This is a genomic window from Veillonella intestinalis, assembly GCF_943192895.1.
Classification (GTDB): Bacteria; Bacillota; Negativicutes; order Veillonellales; family Veillonellaceae; genus Veillonella_A; species Veillonella_A intestinalis.
On record NZ_CALPCB010000002.1, the window covers coordinates 22,089 to 38,373 of the forward strand.

General features: G+C 38.0%; 12 protein-coding genes. 10 read left to right on the forward strand and 2 right to left on the reverse strand.

Going from position 1 to position 16,285, the window contains the following annotated elements; genetic code table 11:
• The first annotated feature begins 2 nt into the window (after positions 1 to 2).
• From NFR27_RS01520 to NFR27_RS01540, 5 genes are all read left to right on the forward strand, one after another.
• On the forward strand, positions 3 to 2,117 hold the full coding sequence (locus tag NFR27_RS01520; protein ID WP_251444241.1) for an RNA degradosome polyphosphate kinase: 2,115 nt from the start codon (positions 3 to 5) through the stop codon (positions 2,115 to 2,117).
• A 552-nt stretch (positions 2,118 to 2,669) separates the two neighbouring features.
• Positions 2,670 to 3,674: a 3D domain-containing protein gene (locus NFR27_RS01525; protein WP_251444244.1), complete on the forward strand. Its 1,005-nt coding sequence runs from the start codon at positions 2,670 to 2,672 to the stop codon at positions 3,672 to 3,674.
• Positions 3,675 to 3,864: 190 nt separating this feature from the next.
• Positions 3,865 to 4,404 (forward strand): ribonuclease M5, encoded by a 540-nt coding sequence (gene rnmV / locus NFR27_RS01530; RefSeq protein WP_251444247.1) that lies wholly within the window; start codon positions 3,865 to 3,867, stop codon positions 4,402 to 4,404.
• Positions 4,405 to 4,433: 29 nt separating this feature from the next.
• Positions 4,434 to 5,291: a 16S rRNA (adenine(1518)-N(6)/adenine(1519)-N(6))-dimethyltransferase RsmA gene (gene rsmA / locus NFR27_RS01535; protein WP_251444250.1), complete on the forward strand. Its 858-nt coding sequence runs from the start codon at positions 4,434 to 4,436 to the stop codon at positions 5,289 to 5,291.
• 11 nt (positions 5,292 to 5,302) lie between these two features.
• Complete coding sequence (locus tag NFR27_RS01540; protein ID WP_251453889.1) at positions 5,303 to 6,145, forward strand: polysaccharide deacetylase family protein; 843 nt, start codon at positions 5,303 to 5,305, stop codon at positions 6,143 to 6,145.
• Positions 6,146 to 6,506: 361 nt separating this feature from the next.
• Here the strand turns inward: NFR27_RS01540 and NFR27_RS01545 are convergent, their stop codons facing one another.
• Positions 6,507 to 8,108 (reverse strand): peptide chain release factor 3, encoded by a 1,602-nt coding sequence (locus NFR27_RS01545; protein ID WP_251440773.1) that lies wholly within the window; start codon positions 8,106 to 8,108, stop codon positions 6,507 to 6,509.
• Positions 8,109 to 8,237: 129 nt separating this feature from the next.
• Between NFR27_RS01545 and NFR27_RS01550 the strand changes: the two genes are divergently transcribed.
• Positions 8,238 to 10,688: a DNA topoisomerase 3 gene (locus NFR27_RS01550; RefSeq protein ID WP_251440771.1), complete on the forward strand. Its 2,451-nt coding sequence runs from the start codon at positions 8,238 to 8,240 to the stop codon at positions 10,686 to 10,688.
• Between the two features lie 278 nt (positions 10,689 to 10,966).
• On the opposite strand, the gene NFR27_RS01555 is transcribed toward NFR27_RS01550, so the two are convergent.
• Positions 10,967 to 12,229: a DEAD/DEAH box helicase gene (locus NFR27_RS01555; protein WP_251440769.1), complete on the reverse strand. Its 1,263-nt coding sequence runs from the start codon at positions 12,227 to 12,229 to the stop codon at positions 10,967 to 10,969.
• A 587-nt stretch (positions 12,230 to 12,816) separates the two neighbouring features.
• On the opposite strand from NFR27_RS01555, the gene NFR27_RS01560 reads away from it, so the two are divergent.
• The 4 genes from NFR27_RS01560 (at position 12,817) to NFR27_RS01575 (ending at position 16,281) form a co-directional block, all read left to right on the forward strand.
• Positions 12,817 to 13,035 carry a FeoA family protein gene (locus NFR27_RS01560; RefSeq protein ID WP_251440796.1) on the forward strand — a complete coding sequence of 73 codons (219 nt, stop codon included), beginning with the start codon at positions 12,817 to 12,819 and terminating at the stop codon, positions 13,033 to 13,035.
• Between the two features lies 1 nt (position 13,036).
• Positions 13,037 to 15,457 (forward strand): ferrous iron transport protein B, encoded by a 2,421-nt coding sequence (gene feoB / locus NFR27_RS01565; protein ID WP_251453892.1) that lies wholly within the window; start codon positions 13,037 to 13,039, stop codon positions 15,455 to 15,457.
• Between the two features lie 185 nt (positions 15,458 to 15,642).
• Positions 15,643 to 15,828: a FeoB-associated Cys-rich membrane protein gene (locus NFR27_RS01570; protein ID WP_251440766.1), complete on the forward strand. Its 186-nt coding sequence runs from the start codon at positions 15,643 to 15,645 to the stop codon at positions 15,826 to 15,828.
• Between the two features lie 180 nt (positions 15,829 to 16,008).
• Positions 16,009 to 16,281: a DUF6110 family protein gene (locus NFR27_RS01575; protein ID WP_251440764.1), complete on the forward strand. Its 273-nt coding sequence runs from the start codon at positions 16,009 to 16,011 to the stop codon at positions 16,279 to 16,281.
• The last annotated feature ends 4 nt before the right edge of the window (positions 16,282 to 16,285 follow it).

Consider the following 16,285-nt stretch of genomic DNA (forward strand, 5'->3'; position numbering starts at 1 on the left):
GTATGTTTAATAATTATAAATATTACTTTAATCGTGAATTATCTTGGCTAAAGTTTAACCAACGAGTGTTGCAAGAGGCCATTGACAACTCTAATCCTTTAATGGAAAAATTGCGTTTTATTGCTATTACCAGTTCTAATTTAGACGAATTTTTTATGATTCGTGTAGCTGGTTTAAGGCACCAAGAAGAAAATGGGATTGTAAAATATGATGCGGCACATATGGATGCGAAGGCTCAATTAAAGGCTATTGATGAGTCGGCAAAGCGTTTAGTGCGCGTGCAATATACGTATTTGAATCATGTTATGGAAATGCTAGGTAAAGAAGGTTTACATTTTGTTAGGCCGGAAGATTTAAATAGTGAACAATTAGAGTGGTTGCGGATGCACTTTGAGCGAGTGGTATATCCTGTTGTTACGCCGCTGGCTGTAGACTCTGGCCATCCATTTCCTTTTTTAGCGAATAAAACTATTAATACAGTAGTTCAGATTAAGCGTTCTATCGTAGAAACTGAAGAAGATGTAGAAGCAAAAATTGCTATTTTGCCAATCCCATCCGTATTGGATCGTATCGTAGAAGTACCTAGTCATGAAGGGCAACGTTACTTTATTTATTTAGAAGATATTATTACCTATTATGCGCATACTTTCTTTGTAGGGTATGATATTTTAAAAACTATGACATTCCGCGTTACCCGTGATGCGGACTTAGAGATTGATGAAGAAGAAGCACAGGATTTGCTCCTTGAAATGGAGGAATCCTTACGCCGTCGTCGCCGTGGTGCAACTGTACGCTTAGAAGTGGCGGGAGAGCCTGATGATGAGTTGTTGCATTTTATTTTATCCAGTTTACAGTTAAAGCCTAAAGATGCGTTTATGGTTCATGGTCCATTAGATTTATGTATGTATTTTAGTTTCTGTGATTTGCCTGGCTATGAGCATTTACGATATGTGCCATTTGAGCCTTGTGAACCAGCTGATTTGGTAGGTCATGAAGAAGAAAATATCTTTGATCTTATTAAGCGTCATGATATTTTTGTACATCATCCTTTTGAAACCTTCCAAACAGTAGAGGACTTTGTAGCACAAGCGGCCAATGATGCTAATGTATTAGCTATTAAGCAAACCTTATACCGTGTAAGTAGCAATTCGCCAATTATTTCTTCCTTAATTAAAGCAGCTGATAATGGTAAGCAGGTAACTGTGCTTATGGAAGTAAAAGCTCGTTTTGATGAAGCAAATAATATCTTGATGGCTCGTCGCCTTGAAAAATCAGGTTGCCATGTTATTTATGGATTAAAAGGTTTGAAAACTCATTCTAAAATTACCATGGTTGTACGCCGTGAAGATGATGCTATTCGTCGCTATGTTCATTTGGCTACAGGGAACTATAATGGTAAAACAGCTCGTTTATATACGGACTGTGGTATTTTTACTTGCAATGATGAATACAGCGAAGATGCATCAGCATTCTTTAATTTAATTTCAGGATATTCAGATCCACCTATTTGGAATAAATTCATAGTGGCACCACTCAATTTGCGGGAGAAGATTATGGAGCAAATTGATGAAGAAATCAAATATGCTGAACAAGGGGAAGAAGCGTATATGATTGCTAAAATGAACTCCTTGTTAGATAAAGAAGTAGTGGCTAAATTATATGAAGCTTCATCAAAAGGGGTAAAAATCGATTTAATAGTTCGAGGTATTTGCACTTTGCGCCCAGGGATTCCAAATGTAAGTGAAAATATTCAAGTTCGTTCCATTATTGGGCGCTTCTTAGAACATCATCGCTTATTCTATTTCCGCCATGGTGGTAGTGATCGTGTATTCTTGTCGAGTGCTGATTGGATGCCAAGAAATTTAAATGAGCGGGTAGAATTGATGATTCCAATTGAAGATAAAGATCATAAAGAACGTATTCGTGGTATTTTAGATCTATATTTACAAGATAATCAAAAGGCTCATGTAATGAGAGCTGATGGGTCTTATCGTAAATTGGTAAGTAAAGAAGACCGTGTTTCGGCCCAAGAAGTACTCATGAAAGAGGCTAAAAAGGCTTGTGAACGTCCACAACTAACTGTAGTAGAACGAATGCAACCAATGTATAAAGAGTAAAAACTATTAATTTATAGAAGTTTAACCTATAATTTATAGGAAATTAGTCTATAATTATAGGAATTTTACTTATACATGGAGGTAAAATATTTACACGAATCGTTTAACGAATGAGAGCGGAATATATAAATTTGCTTTGGTTAAAAATTCTCTATAATTTTACAAAAATTTAGTAAAAACAAATAAATTTTCTGAATCGAAAAGATACTCTTTTTTGATAAAGATTTGAATATATCAAAAGTTGGTATTAAAATTCGGAAACATAATATAACCCTTCACTCCTTATGGGATAGGCTTTTCAAGCGTATGCTATCAGTGGTGAAGGGTTTATTATTACTAAACTGAATAAAAAATGAACGAAAGATTTAGTAAAAAAATAAATATATGTGGTGATAACTCTTTAGTGTACACTGTGTATGGACTCAATATAAAATAACCGCACATTTGATAAAACCTGAGAACCTTATGAAATAGCCATTCTTTTTCGTATTGCTCAAAATGATTGACGGTGAATATCTCTTTGTGGTAGAATAGGCGAGCAGGAGGGATTAGATGACAAAATATCTAGTAATGCAGAAGAAGCATATGACGAGTCTTGTGAAGCGTCATACAGGGCTTGTTCTGTTACTCTTAGCAATGGTGTTTATTACTATTTCAGGCTTTGCTTGGAATGAAAAATCTGTCACAATTATTGCCGATGGAGAGACACGCGTTGTTAAGACACACCTCAACTCAGCGGATGGGATTTTACATGATGCCGGGATTGCGCTTGGTAGTAAAGATGCTATTTTATTGAGTACAGCTACTGTACAAAATGGCACAGAACTTACTGTAGTAAGAGCGTTTCCTGTAAAAGTAACTGTTGATGGCGTAGCTTCAGAAGTGATGACTGTGCAAACAACAGCCCAAGGCTTAGCTGATGAGTTGGGATATAAGGCACCTAATTACGTACCATTGGGCGATAGTGACACACACTTGCAAGCAGGTAGTGAGGTAGCAATAGCCCGAGTAACCAGTCGTTCTGTTAAAACGTATGAAAAACCTGTAGAAGTACAGGTCATTCGTCAACGAGATGATTCTATGCACGTAGGTGAGCAAGAAGTAGTTCAAGAAGGAACTGCTGGCTTAGTTTCCGTTCAAGAAGAAATCTTGTACCAGGATGGTAAAGAGATTAAAAAGCAAATTATTAGTCAGAATGATATTAAACAGATGGTACCGACAATCATCAAAGAAGGTTCCCGTGATGTAGTTGAAACATCACGTGGGGTAGTACGTTATCGCGAGGTGCTTACAATGGAAGCGAGCGCGTATTTACCAGGCGATGGTGATGGTCGAGGCATCACAGCTACCGGTATGGTGGCTAGACGAGGCGTAGTAGCAGTTGACCCTAATGTAATTCCATTGGGGACACGGTTATACATTCCTGGTTATGGCATGGCCATAGCTGCGGATACAGGTGGGGCTATTCGAGGTCATCGGATTGATTTATTGATGGACTCGTATGGTGAGGCTATGGAATTTGGCCGTCAATCTATTGAAGTTTATGTGTTACAATAAGTAATTCTATAAAGAAATGTATATGGAAAACGCAGCGTAAGAAGCGGTTCACAGTTTTGTGGCCGCTTCTTTATTATTTACTCAGAATTTGGTAAAATTAAATAGCAAAAATAGTCAGTTTCTCTCGTAGGAAACTCTATTAAAAATTTAACAGAACGTAGTATTAGGCTATTGTGGAAAGGACATACTTATGTTAAAAGAAGTCATTGTAGTAGAAGGTAAGTCAGACATTCAACAAATTGCCAAAGCTATAGAAGCTGATTGTATTGCCACGGAAGGTTTTACATTGCGTAAAGGCGTATTAGAGCAGATTCAAGTAGCCTATGACAAACGAGGTATTATTATTTTTACAGATCCTGATACGGCTGGAGAACGGATTCGTCGTTTTTTAGCTAAAAAATTTCCTAATGCACAACATGCATTTGTGTCACGTGATTTAGCAACGGCCAATGATGATATTGGTATTGAACAAGCATCGCCAGAAGCTATTCGGGAAGCATTAAGCAATTTACATACGCATTCGTTAGAATCTTCTGAAGAATTTACGATGCAAGATATGGTGGCACATAGTTTAACTGGTTTTCCACGGAGTGCCGATAATAGAGCTATTGCAGGGGCAAAATTAGGGATTGGCTATGGCAATAGTAAGCAATTTTTATACCGCCTTAATCATTATGGCGTTACTCGCGAAGAGTTTAATGAAGCGATGCGTGACATTATGATTGGGTAAACGTTTACTTATATTTTGAAAGGAACTATATGTTAGAATCAGTTATTGCAAGTCCAGAAGTAGTACATTATATATGTAAACGTTTTGGCATACACATGAGCAAAAAGTTGGGGCAAAACTTTTTGATTTCTCGCCATGTAGTTGATGATATTGTAAAGGCCGCTCAACTTATACCAGGGGAGCCAGTCCTAGAAATTGGACCGGGTATTGGTACGTTGACACAAGGACTAGCTCAGAGCAAAGCTGATGTTACAGCTGTAGAATTAGATCGACGTCTTTTAGAAGTATTAGATACGACCTTAGCGGGCTATGATAATGTGCGCATTATTCATGGTGATATTTTAAAGGTAAATATTCCTGAATTAATGAATGACAAGCCGTTTAAAGTAGTAGCTAATTTGCCTTATTATATTACAACGCCGATTATCATGTCTTTACTAGAGATGAAATTGCCGATTGAGCGTCTTGTTGTGATGGTACAAAAAGAAGTAGCTGAGCGAATGGTAGCAACGCCAGGTTCTAAGGCGTATGGTGCTTTATCGGTGGCGGTGCAGTATTATACTGAGCCAGATATTGTGTTTGAAGTATCACCAAAATCATTTTTACCACCACCAGAAGTAACCAGTGCTGTTATTCGTTGTCGTTTGCGTAAAGAACCACCAGTGCAAGTAGGGGATGAACGTTTATTATTCCGCGTTATTAAAGCTGCTTTTGCACAACGGCGTAAGACTTTTAGCAATACTATGAAAACGACAGGGCTTAGTAAAGAACAGATTGAAGCTATTTTAAGCGAGGCTCAGATTGATGGTAGTTTGCGAGGCGAAACTTTTACTTTAGATGAATTTGCTCGCTTAGCTAATGCTTGGCATTCACTATATGGTGCATAAGGACGCATAACATGTTACAAAAAGTTTTTAAGGGAATCGGTTTATTGGCGCTTATACTAACAATTATTATGGTTGGTTTTTATGCAACAGCACCTATATATTCATGGCGTGGTATTCCCGTCTTAAATTATCATCAAGTGAATGATGAGAAGTTTTCACCACTAACAATGAAAACCAGCGACTTTGAAGCACAGATGGCATATTTGCATGAGGAAGGCTTTCATGCTATTACGCTAAATCAACTTTATAATTATTTACAAAATAATGTTTCCTTGCCTGAAAAACCAGTGGTCATTACCTTTGATGATGGTTATGTAGATAACTATGAAAAGGCAATGCCAATTTTGCAAAAATATGGCATGAAGGCAACCCTATTTATGATTGGCGATTCTATTGGTACTCCCGGTTTTTTAAATGCAGAGCAATTGCGAGCGATGGAGGCGAGTCAGACTTTTGATATAGAGTCTCACACGTATAGTCATAAAGATTTGCGTTCTTTAGCATTAAGTGCAGTGACGACAGAGCTTATAAAGTCTAAACAGCTGCTAGAAGGTGTACTAGGCCATTCTGTGGAATATATTGCGTATCCTTGTGGTTTTACTACGGCTGACATAGATAATTTAACTAAACAAGCGGGCTATCGTTTAGCTTTCACTGTAGATACAGGTAATGTCAATCAAGGGGCGAATAATTTTAATTTGAATCGTGTGCCTATATTTGAAGGGGACAATCCGCTATTGAGTATGAAATTGCGTTTGCATTATGTAGAAATAGTAGGTGGCCTTTGGTCATTACGCGATTTTTTACGTGCTCATAATCAACCAACTTTGGCGGCATTAGTTCCGTTATTTTAAAAAGTAATTAAAATATATATAAAGAAACCCTGACTATGTCTGAAAATAAGTGCTATGCATATTACCTCGTTCATGGTCGGGGTTTCTTTGCCTTTATACGCCACAACATTACGCAATCTTGATACAACGCTCCTTGGTTGCAAAGGGCCAAAGGATTAGCTAGAATTCGTATTGTTGTCGATTAGGAGTTTTTTGAAATAGATATTTTGATTTTAAATTTTGTATTAAATTTTCATTATAATAAAAGAACCTATCCCATAGAGCAATACCTTTGGCTACATGTAGCAGGTTTGCGAATCGGATAGGTTTTTTAGTGTTTTGTTGTGGTGTAAATACTTTATTACACAACTTTTATAAGTAATTATTCATTTAAGTGCTCATTGAGCGGTGGCGTTTCAAGGAATGTTACGTCAGGATTGCGCTCTACCACCCAACCCATTTGCCATTCATTGCTGATCAAGATAACCGTACGGCCACGATTATCTTTTACAGCCATAGCATTATCGAGCCCTTTTAGTTGTTTAATATCTACATTGCCTTTTACCCAGCGTGCTACGCTATATGGTAGGGAATCGGTAATAGGTTCTACGCCATATTCATTTCGTAGACGATATTGTAATACTTCAAATTGAAGCATACCAACAGCACCAACGATGAAGGAATCAAGGGAATGAGGCTGTTCAAAAATTTGGACGGCCCCTTCTTGTGCTAGTTGCGTCATACCTTTTTGGAATTGTTTCCGTTTCATAGTGTCTTTTGGACTTACGCGAGCAAAGAACTCTGGCGGGAAGACAGGGAAGTCACCAAAGGTTACTTTATGGTTCGCTGCACAGAGCGTATCACCTACACCCATAGTGCCTGCATCAAAGACACCAATAATATCGCCTGGATAGGCTTCGTCAATAATAGTACGCTCAGTAGCTAAAAATTGTTGTGGCTGTGCTAGGCGAATTGTTTTACCGGATTGGCGGTGAAGAACAGACATGCCTTTTTCAAATTTGCCAGAGCAGATACGCATGAATACAATACGGTCATGATGGTTTGGATTCATGTTAGCTTGGATTTTAAAAACAAAAGCCGAAAAATCTTCTGAAGAAGCTTCTACAGTTTCTTCTAACGCTTGGCGTGGTGCTGGAGACGGTGCTAAATCAAGGAATTTTTCTAAGAACGGTTTTACACCGAAGTTAGTCATAGCAGAACCAAAGAACATAGGCGTTAATTCACCAGCGCGGACGCGATCAAAATCGAATTCATCACCAGCAACATCTAGGAGTTCAATATCATCAATAAGAGATTGATGGACTTCGTCACCTAGGAGTTCACGGAAGGCTGGGTCATCAACAGATTCTTTAGTGGACGCTAATTTTTGCTGACCGTGGGTTTCATCTTTGGCAAATAAATCAACAGTGTGCGTTTCACGATCATAAATGCCTTGGTATTCACCATTAATCCCTACAGGCCAATTCATTGGCACTGCACGAATGCCTAAGGAGTTTTCAATTTCTTCCATTAAATCAAATGGATTACGGCCAAAGTGGTCAATTTTGTTAACAAAGGTAAAAATAGGGATACCACGTTCTTTACAAACCGCAAAGAGTTTTTTTGTCTGTGCTTCCACACCTTTGGCGACGTCGATAAGCATGACAGCACTGTCGGCAGCCATAAGAGTACGGTATGTATCTTCTGAGAAATCCTGGTGACCAGGGGTGTCCAAAATATTAACTCGGCAACCATCATAGTCGAATTGAAGTACTGAACTTGTAACTGAAATACCACGTTGTTTTTCAATTTCCATCCAGTCAGATACAGCATATTTTTGTGTTTTACGAGACTTTACGGAACCTGCTAAGTGAATAGCACCACCGTAAAGGAGTAGTTTTTCCGTTAATGTAGTTTTACCGGCGTCAGGATGCGAGATGATCGCGAAGGTGCGCCGACGTTTTACTTCTTCTAAGAATGTCATGTTGTCACCTCATACAAATTATCTATCCTTAAAATTATATACTACAATATGCTTGGTTGTCATTAAGGAAGTAGATTTCTTTTATGAAACGCAAAGATAGTGTATAATAGAACAGATAAAGGAGGGCCTATGAGATTATTTATTGCCGAAAAGCCAAGTATGGGGCGAGAAATAAGTAAATATTTGCCAGAACAGAGCCGTGTACAAAAACGCGATGGTTTTATTGTACAAGGTGATGATGTGGTGACATGGGCCTTCGGCCATGTATTAGAACAGGCTGAGCCTGGCGACTATAATGAGCGTTATAAGCGATGGAATGCAGCGGATTTGCCAATTGTGCCTGATGAGTGGCGCTTATTAATTACTAAAAGTAGTGAAAAGCAGTTTTATACAATTAAAAAGCTCATTGAGGAAGCCGATGAAATAGTTAATGCTGGTGACCCGGATAGAGAAGGGCAATTGCTAATTGATGAAATTTTATTGTTTGTCAATAATACAAAGCCAGTAAAACGTATTTTGTTGAACGCATTAGATGAGAAATCAATTCGTTCAGCTTTAGCTGACTTACGTGATAATAAAGATTTTTATAATTTGCAACAATCTGCCTTAGCAAGAGCACGGGCGGATTGGTTAATTGGCATGAATTTATCCCGTGCTTATACATTGCAACAGCGTCGTCAAGGTAATAAAGTCACATTTCCTATTGGCCGTGTTAAAACGCCAACTTTGGCGCTTGTAGTGCGACGGGAACGAGAATTAGACAACTTTGTACCTGTGGATTATTTTACTTTAAAAGTATTATATGAACATGCTAATGGTAGTTTCTGGACAACCTGGCAGCCAAAAGATGAACAAATTGGTTTAGATCCAGAAGGTCGTTTGCTGAATAAAGCCATTGTTGAAGAATTGGCTAAACGGTTAGTAGATAGTAAGACAGGCATTATTGAAAAGCGTGAAAAAACTAAGAAAAAGGAGCCTCAAAAACTACCTTTATCATTATCGGCGTTGCAAGTAGCAGCTGGTAAAGCTTATGGCTATGATCCACAACAAGTATTAGATACAGCACAGAAATTATATGAGAAAAAATTAACGACCTATCCTCGTTCAGATTGTGACTATTTGCCGAATAACCAATATGCAGATCGTCAGAGTATTTTAGCAAATTTAAGCAAAAATAGTGGGGTTATTGGTGAATGGGCTAAGAACGCTGACCAAACTATTAAATCTCGTGCTTGGAATGATAAGAAGATTACCGCCCATCATGCCATTATACCGACTACAGTGGCTTGTAATATGGCAACGCTACCAGAAATGGAACGGAATATTTATTTCTTAATTGCGCAGTCATATATTGGGCAATTTTATCCAGAACATGAATATGAGCAAACGCGCTTGACCGTAGGGCAAGAGGGAGAGCAGTTTGTTGCTCATGGTCGTGTTATTACTGTGCTAGGCTGGAAAGCATTATTTCAAAAGCCTAAGAAGACAGAACAAAATGGTGATACCACAGATTCTGATTCCAGTGATGGGGATACTAACGAAGAAAATGAAGATTCCTCTAGTACAGGCAAAAAAGGACCGGTTATTGAGGACAGTGGTGAATTACCAAATGTAAAAAAGGGTGATACCGTAGTTATGGATAACTATGCGATTGATCCTAAGCAGACAAAGCCACCAAGTCGTTTTACGGCAGCTACATTATTACAAGCTATGAAGGAAATTCACAAGTATGTAAAAAATGAAGACTTGAAAAAGCAATTAAAAGCTGTATCTGGCATTGGGACAGAAGCAACTCGAGCTACCATTATTGATGAGTTAATCAATCGTAAATTTATGTCCGTAAAAGGAAAGAAAAAAGTCATTCAACCTACAGAGTTAGGATATTTATTAGTGGATGCCTTGCCAGAAGAAATGTTATATCCTGATGAGACCGCTTTGTGGGAAGAGCGATTGGCGGCTATGAGTGAAGGGGCTGATACGTTAGATTCATTTTTGACGGATCAGGTTGCATTTTTGAAACGCCTGATTGAAAAAACTAACAATGGGCTTACTATGGATGGTTTAGATACAGATGGGTTTAATATTGCTAGTACCGTACGAACGGTGAAACGACAGGCTCCATTAACTGGCGATAGTTCGCTAGGAGGGGGCGAAGGCAGTCATAGTGTAGCTGGGCGGCAGGGTTTAAGTGAAGAAGAATTAAGTAAGTTAGCCGATTGTCCTGCTTGTGGGCAGGGAAAGTTACAGCTACGCAAAGGTAAATTTGGTGAGTTTTATGGCTGTACAGAATTTCCTAAGTGCCGTCATACACAGCCTGTAGGTGGTGTTAATCGCAGTTCTTTTAATGGTGATGGCGGAGTACCTTATGGGGCACAAGATCAAGTTGATTTACAAGTAGTTAATGCATTAAAAGAAGGAGAAGCCAAGGGAACTTTGACATATAAATGCCCTCGGTGTAATGAAGGGTATTTAGTGCCTATTACACGAAATGGTCGTGTGAATTGGACTTGCTCTAATCAACCACAGTGTAGAACAATTGTGGCGGATGTGGAGGGAAAACCTATTAAATTTTCTACCTGATTATTAAAAAGCCAATTATATCTACCGAAAACTGACGTTCTTACGAACAATGATTTTCTTGTAGCTATAATTGGCTTTTTCCCTATTGTATAAAAGGCGTCGCCCGTTCACTAGTTAAATGACAAAAAGACTATTTTTAAGTAAATGTAGACTTATATCTTGAAGGTTTTTATTTATAAAAGGGCTCTTAGCTGTCATAAGTTTACAGCTAAGAGCCCTTTTAATTAATAGAAAGTTTTAATTAAAATCGGTCTTTTTTACATTAGTTAAATCGCCATTTAGCGAGAGCGGCGACGTCTTGTATTCGCTCCTTTATGTCCGGTTGCTTTATGTCGTTTAGCTTTAGTGGCCTGATAATTAGACTTGATAGCAGGCTTTTTACTAGCTACGGCTTTTTTAGGTGCTTGGGCACGTCCTTTAGTTTTAACTTGTCCATCGGTAGTGTATTTAGTTAAGGTTGCTTCAATAGCGCGTTCGATGCGACGTAGCCAAGGTTCATCTGCTTGGGTTGCATAAGTAATGGCAATGCCGCTAGTGCCAGCGCGACCGGTACGACCAATTCGATGAATGTAGTAATCAACATCATGAGGTACGTCAAAGTTATATACATGACTGATACCTTCAATATCAATACCGCGAGCTGCAATATCGGTAGCAACTAAGATTTGTGTGCGAGCACGGGCGAAATCACGTAAGATTTGAGTACGGCGTCCTTGCGTCAAATCCCCATGCAGTTCGCCAATGTTAAAGCCGGCAGCTGTTAATTCATAAGAAAGGTGAATGGCACCTTCTTTTTTATTACAGAATACAATGGCCAAATAAGGATTATCTTCTCTAATTTGTGCCATTAAACGCTCAAGCTTTTCTTCTGGTTTCACCATAATAACTCGTTGCTCAATGGTATCTAAGGTGACATTATTACCTTTGACTGTTACCGACATAGGCTTTTTCATATATGCTTTGGCGAGACTGCGAATTCTATCTGGTACAGTGGCTGAGAAAAGCAGGAGTTGACGATTTGCATTGGTTCGTTCAATGAGGGATTCTACATCAGGTAAAAAGCCCATATGCAGCATTTGATCCGCTTCATCCAATACGATACGACGGACTGTATCAAGTATTAGTGAGCCTCGGGTAGCATGGTCTAGTAAACGGCCTGGCGTACCGATGATTACGTGAGGACGGCGTCCTAATTGTTGTAATTGCCCTTCAATAGTGCGGCCACCAATAAGAGGTAACACGTCAATACCCAGAATATCGCCAATACTTTTGGCTTCTTCGGCGATTTGTTTTACGAGTTCACGCGTAGGCGCTATGATAAGTGCTTGCTCCTGAAATACATCAATATTAATGCGTTGCAGTACGGGCAGTAAAAATGCCAGTGTTTTACCTGTGCCTGTTTGTGCCATAGCGATTAAATCATGACCTTTGAAGGCTGGTGGAATAGCTTGTTCTTGAATAGGGGTAGGCTCTTTAATGCCTTGTTTGGTTAAGGCTTCAATTAATTCTGGCACTACACCTAAAGTTTGAAATGATTTCATATAGGAACTCCTTTTAAAGTGGTTTAATATATGTTACATATATAAGATTAAGTTAGCGAAATTATATATTCATTATATCATAAGTAACATAGCTTGTAATATGGCCATAATAAGTAACGTAGCTTATAGTATGGCTATAGTTTTGGTCTTAATATAGTTGGGGTATCGACTACAAAAGTATAAAATTAATATATTTTACTTAAAATCATAGTTTTTTTGCTAAAAATATATAGTAATAATTCAGTGAGAATGACTATTTAATTGATAATCGGTTGATAAGTGTTTTATTTTTTGCATATTTTAGAGTAAAAGAGAAGATATATCAAATGATAATGATAAGAAAAGATATAAATAGTTTCCTATATTTGTCTTGAGTATTGATGTGATAATGAAAATTTAAAAAAATCTATGTACTTTGACATGATTCGATATTGCAACTCATTATTGAAATTATCCTCTACTGTGATATAATTTAATTGTAATTTTTTATCAGTTAATGGCGGATTTTTAGCAAAGCTTATTTATAAATAGGCTTGTTTTGTTCTGTCACAAGGAGGTGTAGGACTGTGATCAAATCGTTGGCGTCGATGAAACCAGGTGAAGCTGGGGTAATTAAACAATTGCGTGGCTCTGGTAATATCAAACATCGTCTGGTTGATATGGGATTGGTACCAGGGACTTTTGTGCGAGTTATGAAATTCGCTCCTTTAGGTGACCCAGTTGAAATTAAAGTGAAAAACTTTGATTTAGCTCTGCGTGTAAGTGAAGCAGACACTATTGACATTGAAGTAAGTCAGGAGGCCTAGGATGAGTGACCAAAATACCACGTCCATCCGCATTGCTTTAGCGGGGAATCCGAATTGTGGTAAAACAACAATTTTTAATAATATTACTGGTGCGAAACAGCATGTAGGTAATTATCCCGGTGTAACCGTGGAAAAGAAAGAAGGGGAATGTACCTTTAGTGGTAAAGATTTACTCTTTATCGACTTACCAGGTACATATAGCTTAACAGCTCGATCCTTAGATGAATTAGTAGCTCGTAATGTAATTATCAATGATGAGCCTGATGTATTAGTGAATGTTATTGATGCTTCTAATTTAGAACGTAATTTATATTTAGCAGCACAGCTCTTAGAACTTGAACGTCCTTTAGTTATGGCCCTTAATATGTCTGACGTGGCTAAAGATATGGGTGTACATATTGACATTAAAAAGTTAAGTGAGTTAACAGGGGCTACTATTGTTGAAACAGTAGGTCGTGACAATGTTGGTACTAAAGAATTGTTACAAGCTGTTATTGATGTAGCAAAAGAAGCTAAAAAGCCAAGTGCTACTATTGATTATGGCCCTACGTTAGAACCGGCGATTGATGAAGTAACGGCTGAATTAGAAAAAGCAGGCACTATTTCATACCCATTGCGTTGGGTAGCTATTAAGCTATTAGAAGCAGATACTGATGTAGTAAAAAAAGTTAAGGCTTTTGAACATACTGAAGCGGCTTTGGCAAAAGCAGAACAGTGGCGTGAAACATTAAAAGATAAAGTAGATTTAGAAATTATATTCCAAGAATTCCGTCATAGTTTTGCTGTAGCAACTTATAATAATTGTTTACAAGGTACGCCTAAAGAAATTGAAACAAAATCTGATCGTTTAGATAAGGTGTTGACTCATCGTGTTTTAGGCTTACCAATCTTTATGATTATTATGTGGTTATTGTTTAACTTCGTAAACGAAGTAGGGGCTTATCCACAAGGTTGGATTGAAGATGCGTTTGCTGCCTTAGGTACTTGGGCTACGACAGTTATTCCAGAAGGACTTTTACAATCCTTAGTTGTTGATGGGATTATTGCTGGGGTAGGGGCTGTGTTAAGCTTTGTACCATTGATTGTATTGCTATTTTTAGGTATTGCGTTCTTAGAAGATATCGGTTATATGGCGCGTGCAGCTTTTGTAATGGACCGTATCATGCGTGCTTGTGGTTTGCATGGTAAATCCTTTATTCCTCTTTTAATTGGTTATGGTTGTAGTATTCCAGCTATTATGGGGGCTCGTATCTTAGATAATAATCGTGACCGCATGATTACGATTTTAGTATCTCAATTTATGACTTGTAGTGCCCGTTTACCAGTATATACCTTGTTTATTGGGGCGTTCTTCCCAGTAGCTCAACGGGGTACAGCCTTATTTGCTATTTATTTTGCAGGGATTATTTTAGCTGTTGTAATGGCTAAAATATTCCGCAAATTCTTATTCCCTGGTGAGTCTGAACCATTTGTAATGGAACTTCCGCCATATCATATGCCAACTGTTAAAAGTGTGTTAATGCACATGTGGGAACGTGCTTGGTTATATGTGAAAAAAGCGGGTACCTTTATTTTAGCGGCATCCGTATTGATTTGGTTCTTAGCTTCCTATCCACAAGAGGTACCATACTCTCAAGATTTTGATGCGGCTCGAGCACAAGTAACTCAAGATTATGAGGCTAAAGATGAAGCGACTTTCTTGCAATTTGGTTTAGCTACGGAAAGTCAAAAAGAATCTGTTATGGCTTTAGTTGATAAAATGACAGCTATTCAGGAAGAACAAGATGCTGCTGCTGAAGAAGCAGGGGTTGAAGAAGAAGAAATTGGTGATGAAGGTTTAAATGGTGAAGTTATTGCAACAGCTGAGACTGAAGAAGCAGCACCAGAAGTACCAGACTATTTCAATGATCTTCAAGTTGCTAATTCAACTGAATTCCCAGTGGCTTGGGCGATTTACTTGAACAATCAAGATAAAGAAGAGGCACTTGGTGAACTTGATCAGCAAGAAGCCTCTGAAAAATTAGAAGGTTCTTATGTAGCTATGATTGGTAAAACAATTGAACCAATTATGCGTCCATTAGGCTTTGATTGGAAGATGAGTGTATCCTTAGTAACTGCCTTAGCAGCTAAAGAGGTTATGGTAAGTACGTTAGGTACTATTTATGCAGTAGGGGCTGATGAAGAAAATGAAAAACCATTGCAAGAATACTTACGTACAGATCCTTCCTTTACACCACTGGTAGCAGTTGGTTTAATGATGTTTGTTCTTATTTATCCGCCATGTTTTGCAGCTATGGCTGTATTTAAACGTGAAGCTGGTGGTTGGGGCTGGTTAGGTTTCTTTATGGTTTATTCCACTGGTCTCGCTTGGTTAGCAGCTTTTATTATCTATAATGGCGGTCGTTTGCTTGGTTTCCATTGATAGGCAGTTATAACTTTTAATGGATTTCAAAGTTCAAGCATTTTTCGTTAAATTATTAGCTAGTTCCCATTGTTTGTTAAATGAGAATTAACCAATGATACTCATTGAGAATATAGAGTTTAAAAGCCTATTCTCAAAATGTTTGCGAAATGGTATTGATAAAATGAGAAAGATGGTGTATGATAATGGAGAACCTAATAGTTTATCTTATCGGATTATTCGCTGTATTGTTTGTTATTCGTGAAGCTTACAAAACTGTTTCTGGTAAAGGCGGTTGTGGCTGCGGTTGTGGCGGTAATAGTACGGACAAGAAACAGCATGAAGGAGCCTCTGGTTGTGGCTGTGGTTGTAGTTGTAGTGGTAGCAAATAATAGGATATAACAGTAAGTACTGACGAATACAGGGTATTCCAAAGATTTACGGCCAAAGTAGCCAAGGTTCAGTGAGGTGAGCCTTGGCTATTTTATACACAAAGGGTTAATTTACATTTTAATTTTATTATTTAATGTTGTACTACTAGTACAGTTGGTAAAAAGAAAGGTGAGATTTATATGTTTAATGTAGACAAAGACAAAGTAAAAAATGCTAATTTATTCGCAGCTGGTTTGGCTCTTGGTACAGTAGGCCTTAAAGTATTAACTAGTAAAGATGCTAAAAAAGTATATGCTAATGTAGTAGCTGCTGGGTTACGCGCTAAAGAAAGCGTTATGCAAACAGCTGAAAAAGTACAAGCTTCTAGTGGTAGCATTTTAGCTGATGCGCAAGAAATTAACGAAAATCGTCGTAAAGAAGAAGCTTTATTTGAAGAAGAAAAGGGTGAATAATTAA

What these genes read in the sequence shown, in the direction of transcription:
- NFR27_RS01520 (WP_251444241.1), top strand. Translation starts at nt 3, where the DNA reads ATGTTTAATAATTATAAATATTACTTTAATCGTGAATTATCTTGGCTA.
- NFR27_RS01525 (WP_251444244.1), top strand. Translation starts at nt 2,670, where the DNA reads ATGACAAAATATCTAGTAATGCAGAAGAAGCATATGACGAGTCTTGTG.
- rnmV (WP_251444247.1), top strand. Translation starts at nt 3,865, where the DNA reads ATGTTAAAAGAAGTCATTGTAGTAGAAGGTAAGTCAGACATTCAACAA.
- rsmA (WP_251444250.1), top strand. Translation starts at nt 4,434, where the DNA reads ATGTTAGAATCAGTTATTGCAAGTCCAGAAGTAGTACATTATATATGT.
- NFR27_RS01540 (WP_251453889.1), top strand. Translation starts at nt 5,303, where the DNA reads ATGTTACAAAAAGTTTTTAAGGGAATCGGTTTATTGGCGCTTATACTA.
- NFR27_RS01545 (WP_251440773.1), bottom strand. Translation starts at nt 8,108, where the DNA reads ATGACATTCTTAGAAGAAGTAAAACGTCGGCGCACCTTCGCGATCATC.
- NFR27_RS01550 (WP_251440771.1), top strand. Translation starts at nt 8,238, where the DNA reads ATGAGATTATTTATTGCCGAAAAGCCAAGTATGGGGCGAGAAATAAGT.
- NFR27_RS01555 (WP_251440769.1), bottom strand. Translation starts at nt 12,229, where the DNA reads ATGAAATCATTTCAAACTTTAGGTGTAGTGCCAGAATTAATTGAAGCC.
- NFR27_RS01560 (WP_251440796.1), top strand. Translation starts at nt 12,817, where the DNA reads ATGAAACCAGGTGAAGCTGGGGTAATTAAACAATTGCGTGGCTCTGGT.
- feoB (WP_251453892.1), top strand. Translation starts at nt 13,037, where the DNA reads ATGAGTGACCAAAATACCACGTCCATCCGCATTGCTTTAGCGGGGAAT.
- NFR27_RS01570 (WP_251440766.1), top strand. Translation starts at nt 15,643, where the DNA reads ATGGAGAACCTAATAGTTTATCTTATCGGATTATTCGCTGTATTGTTT.
- NFR27_RS01575 (WP_251440764.1), top strand. Translation starts at nt 16,009, where the DNA reads ATGTTTAATGTAGACAAAGACAAAGTAAAAAATGCTAATTTATTCGCA.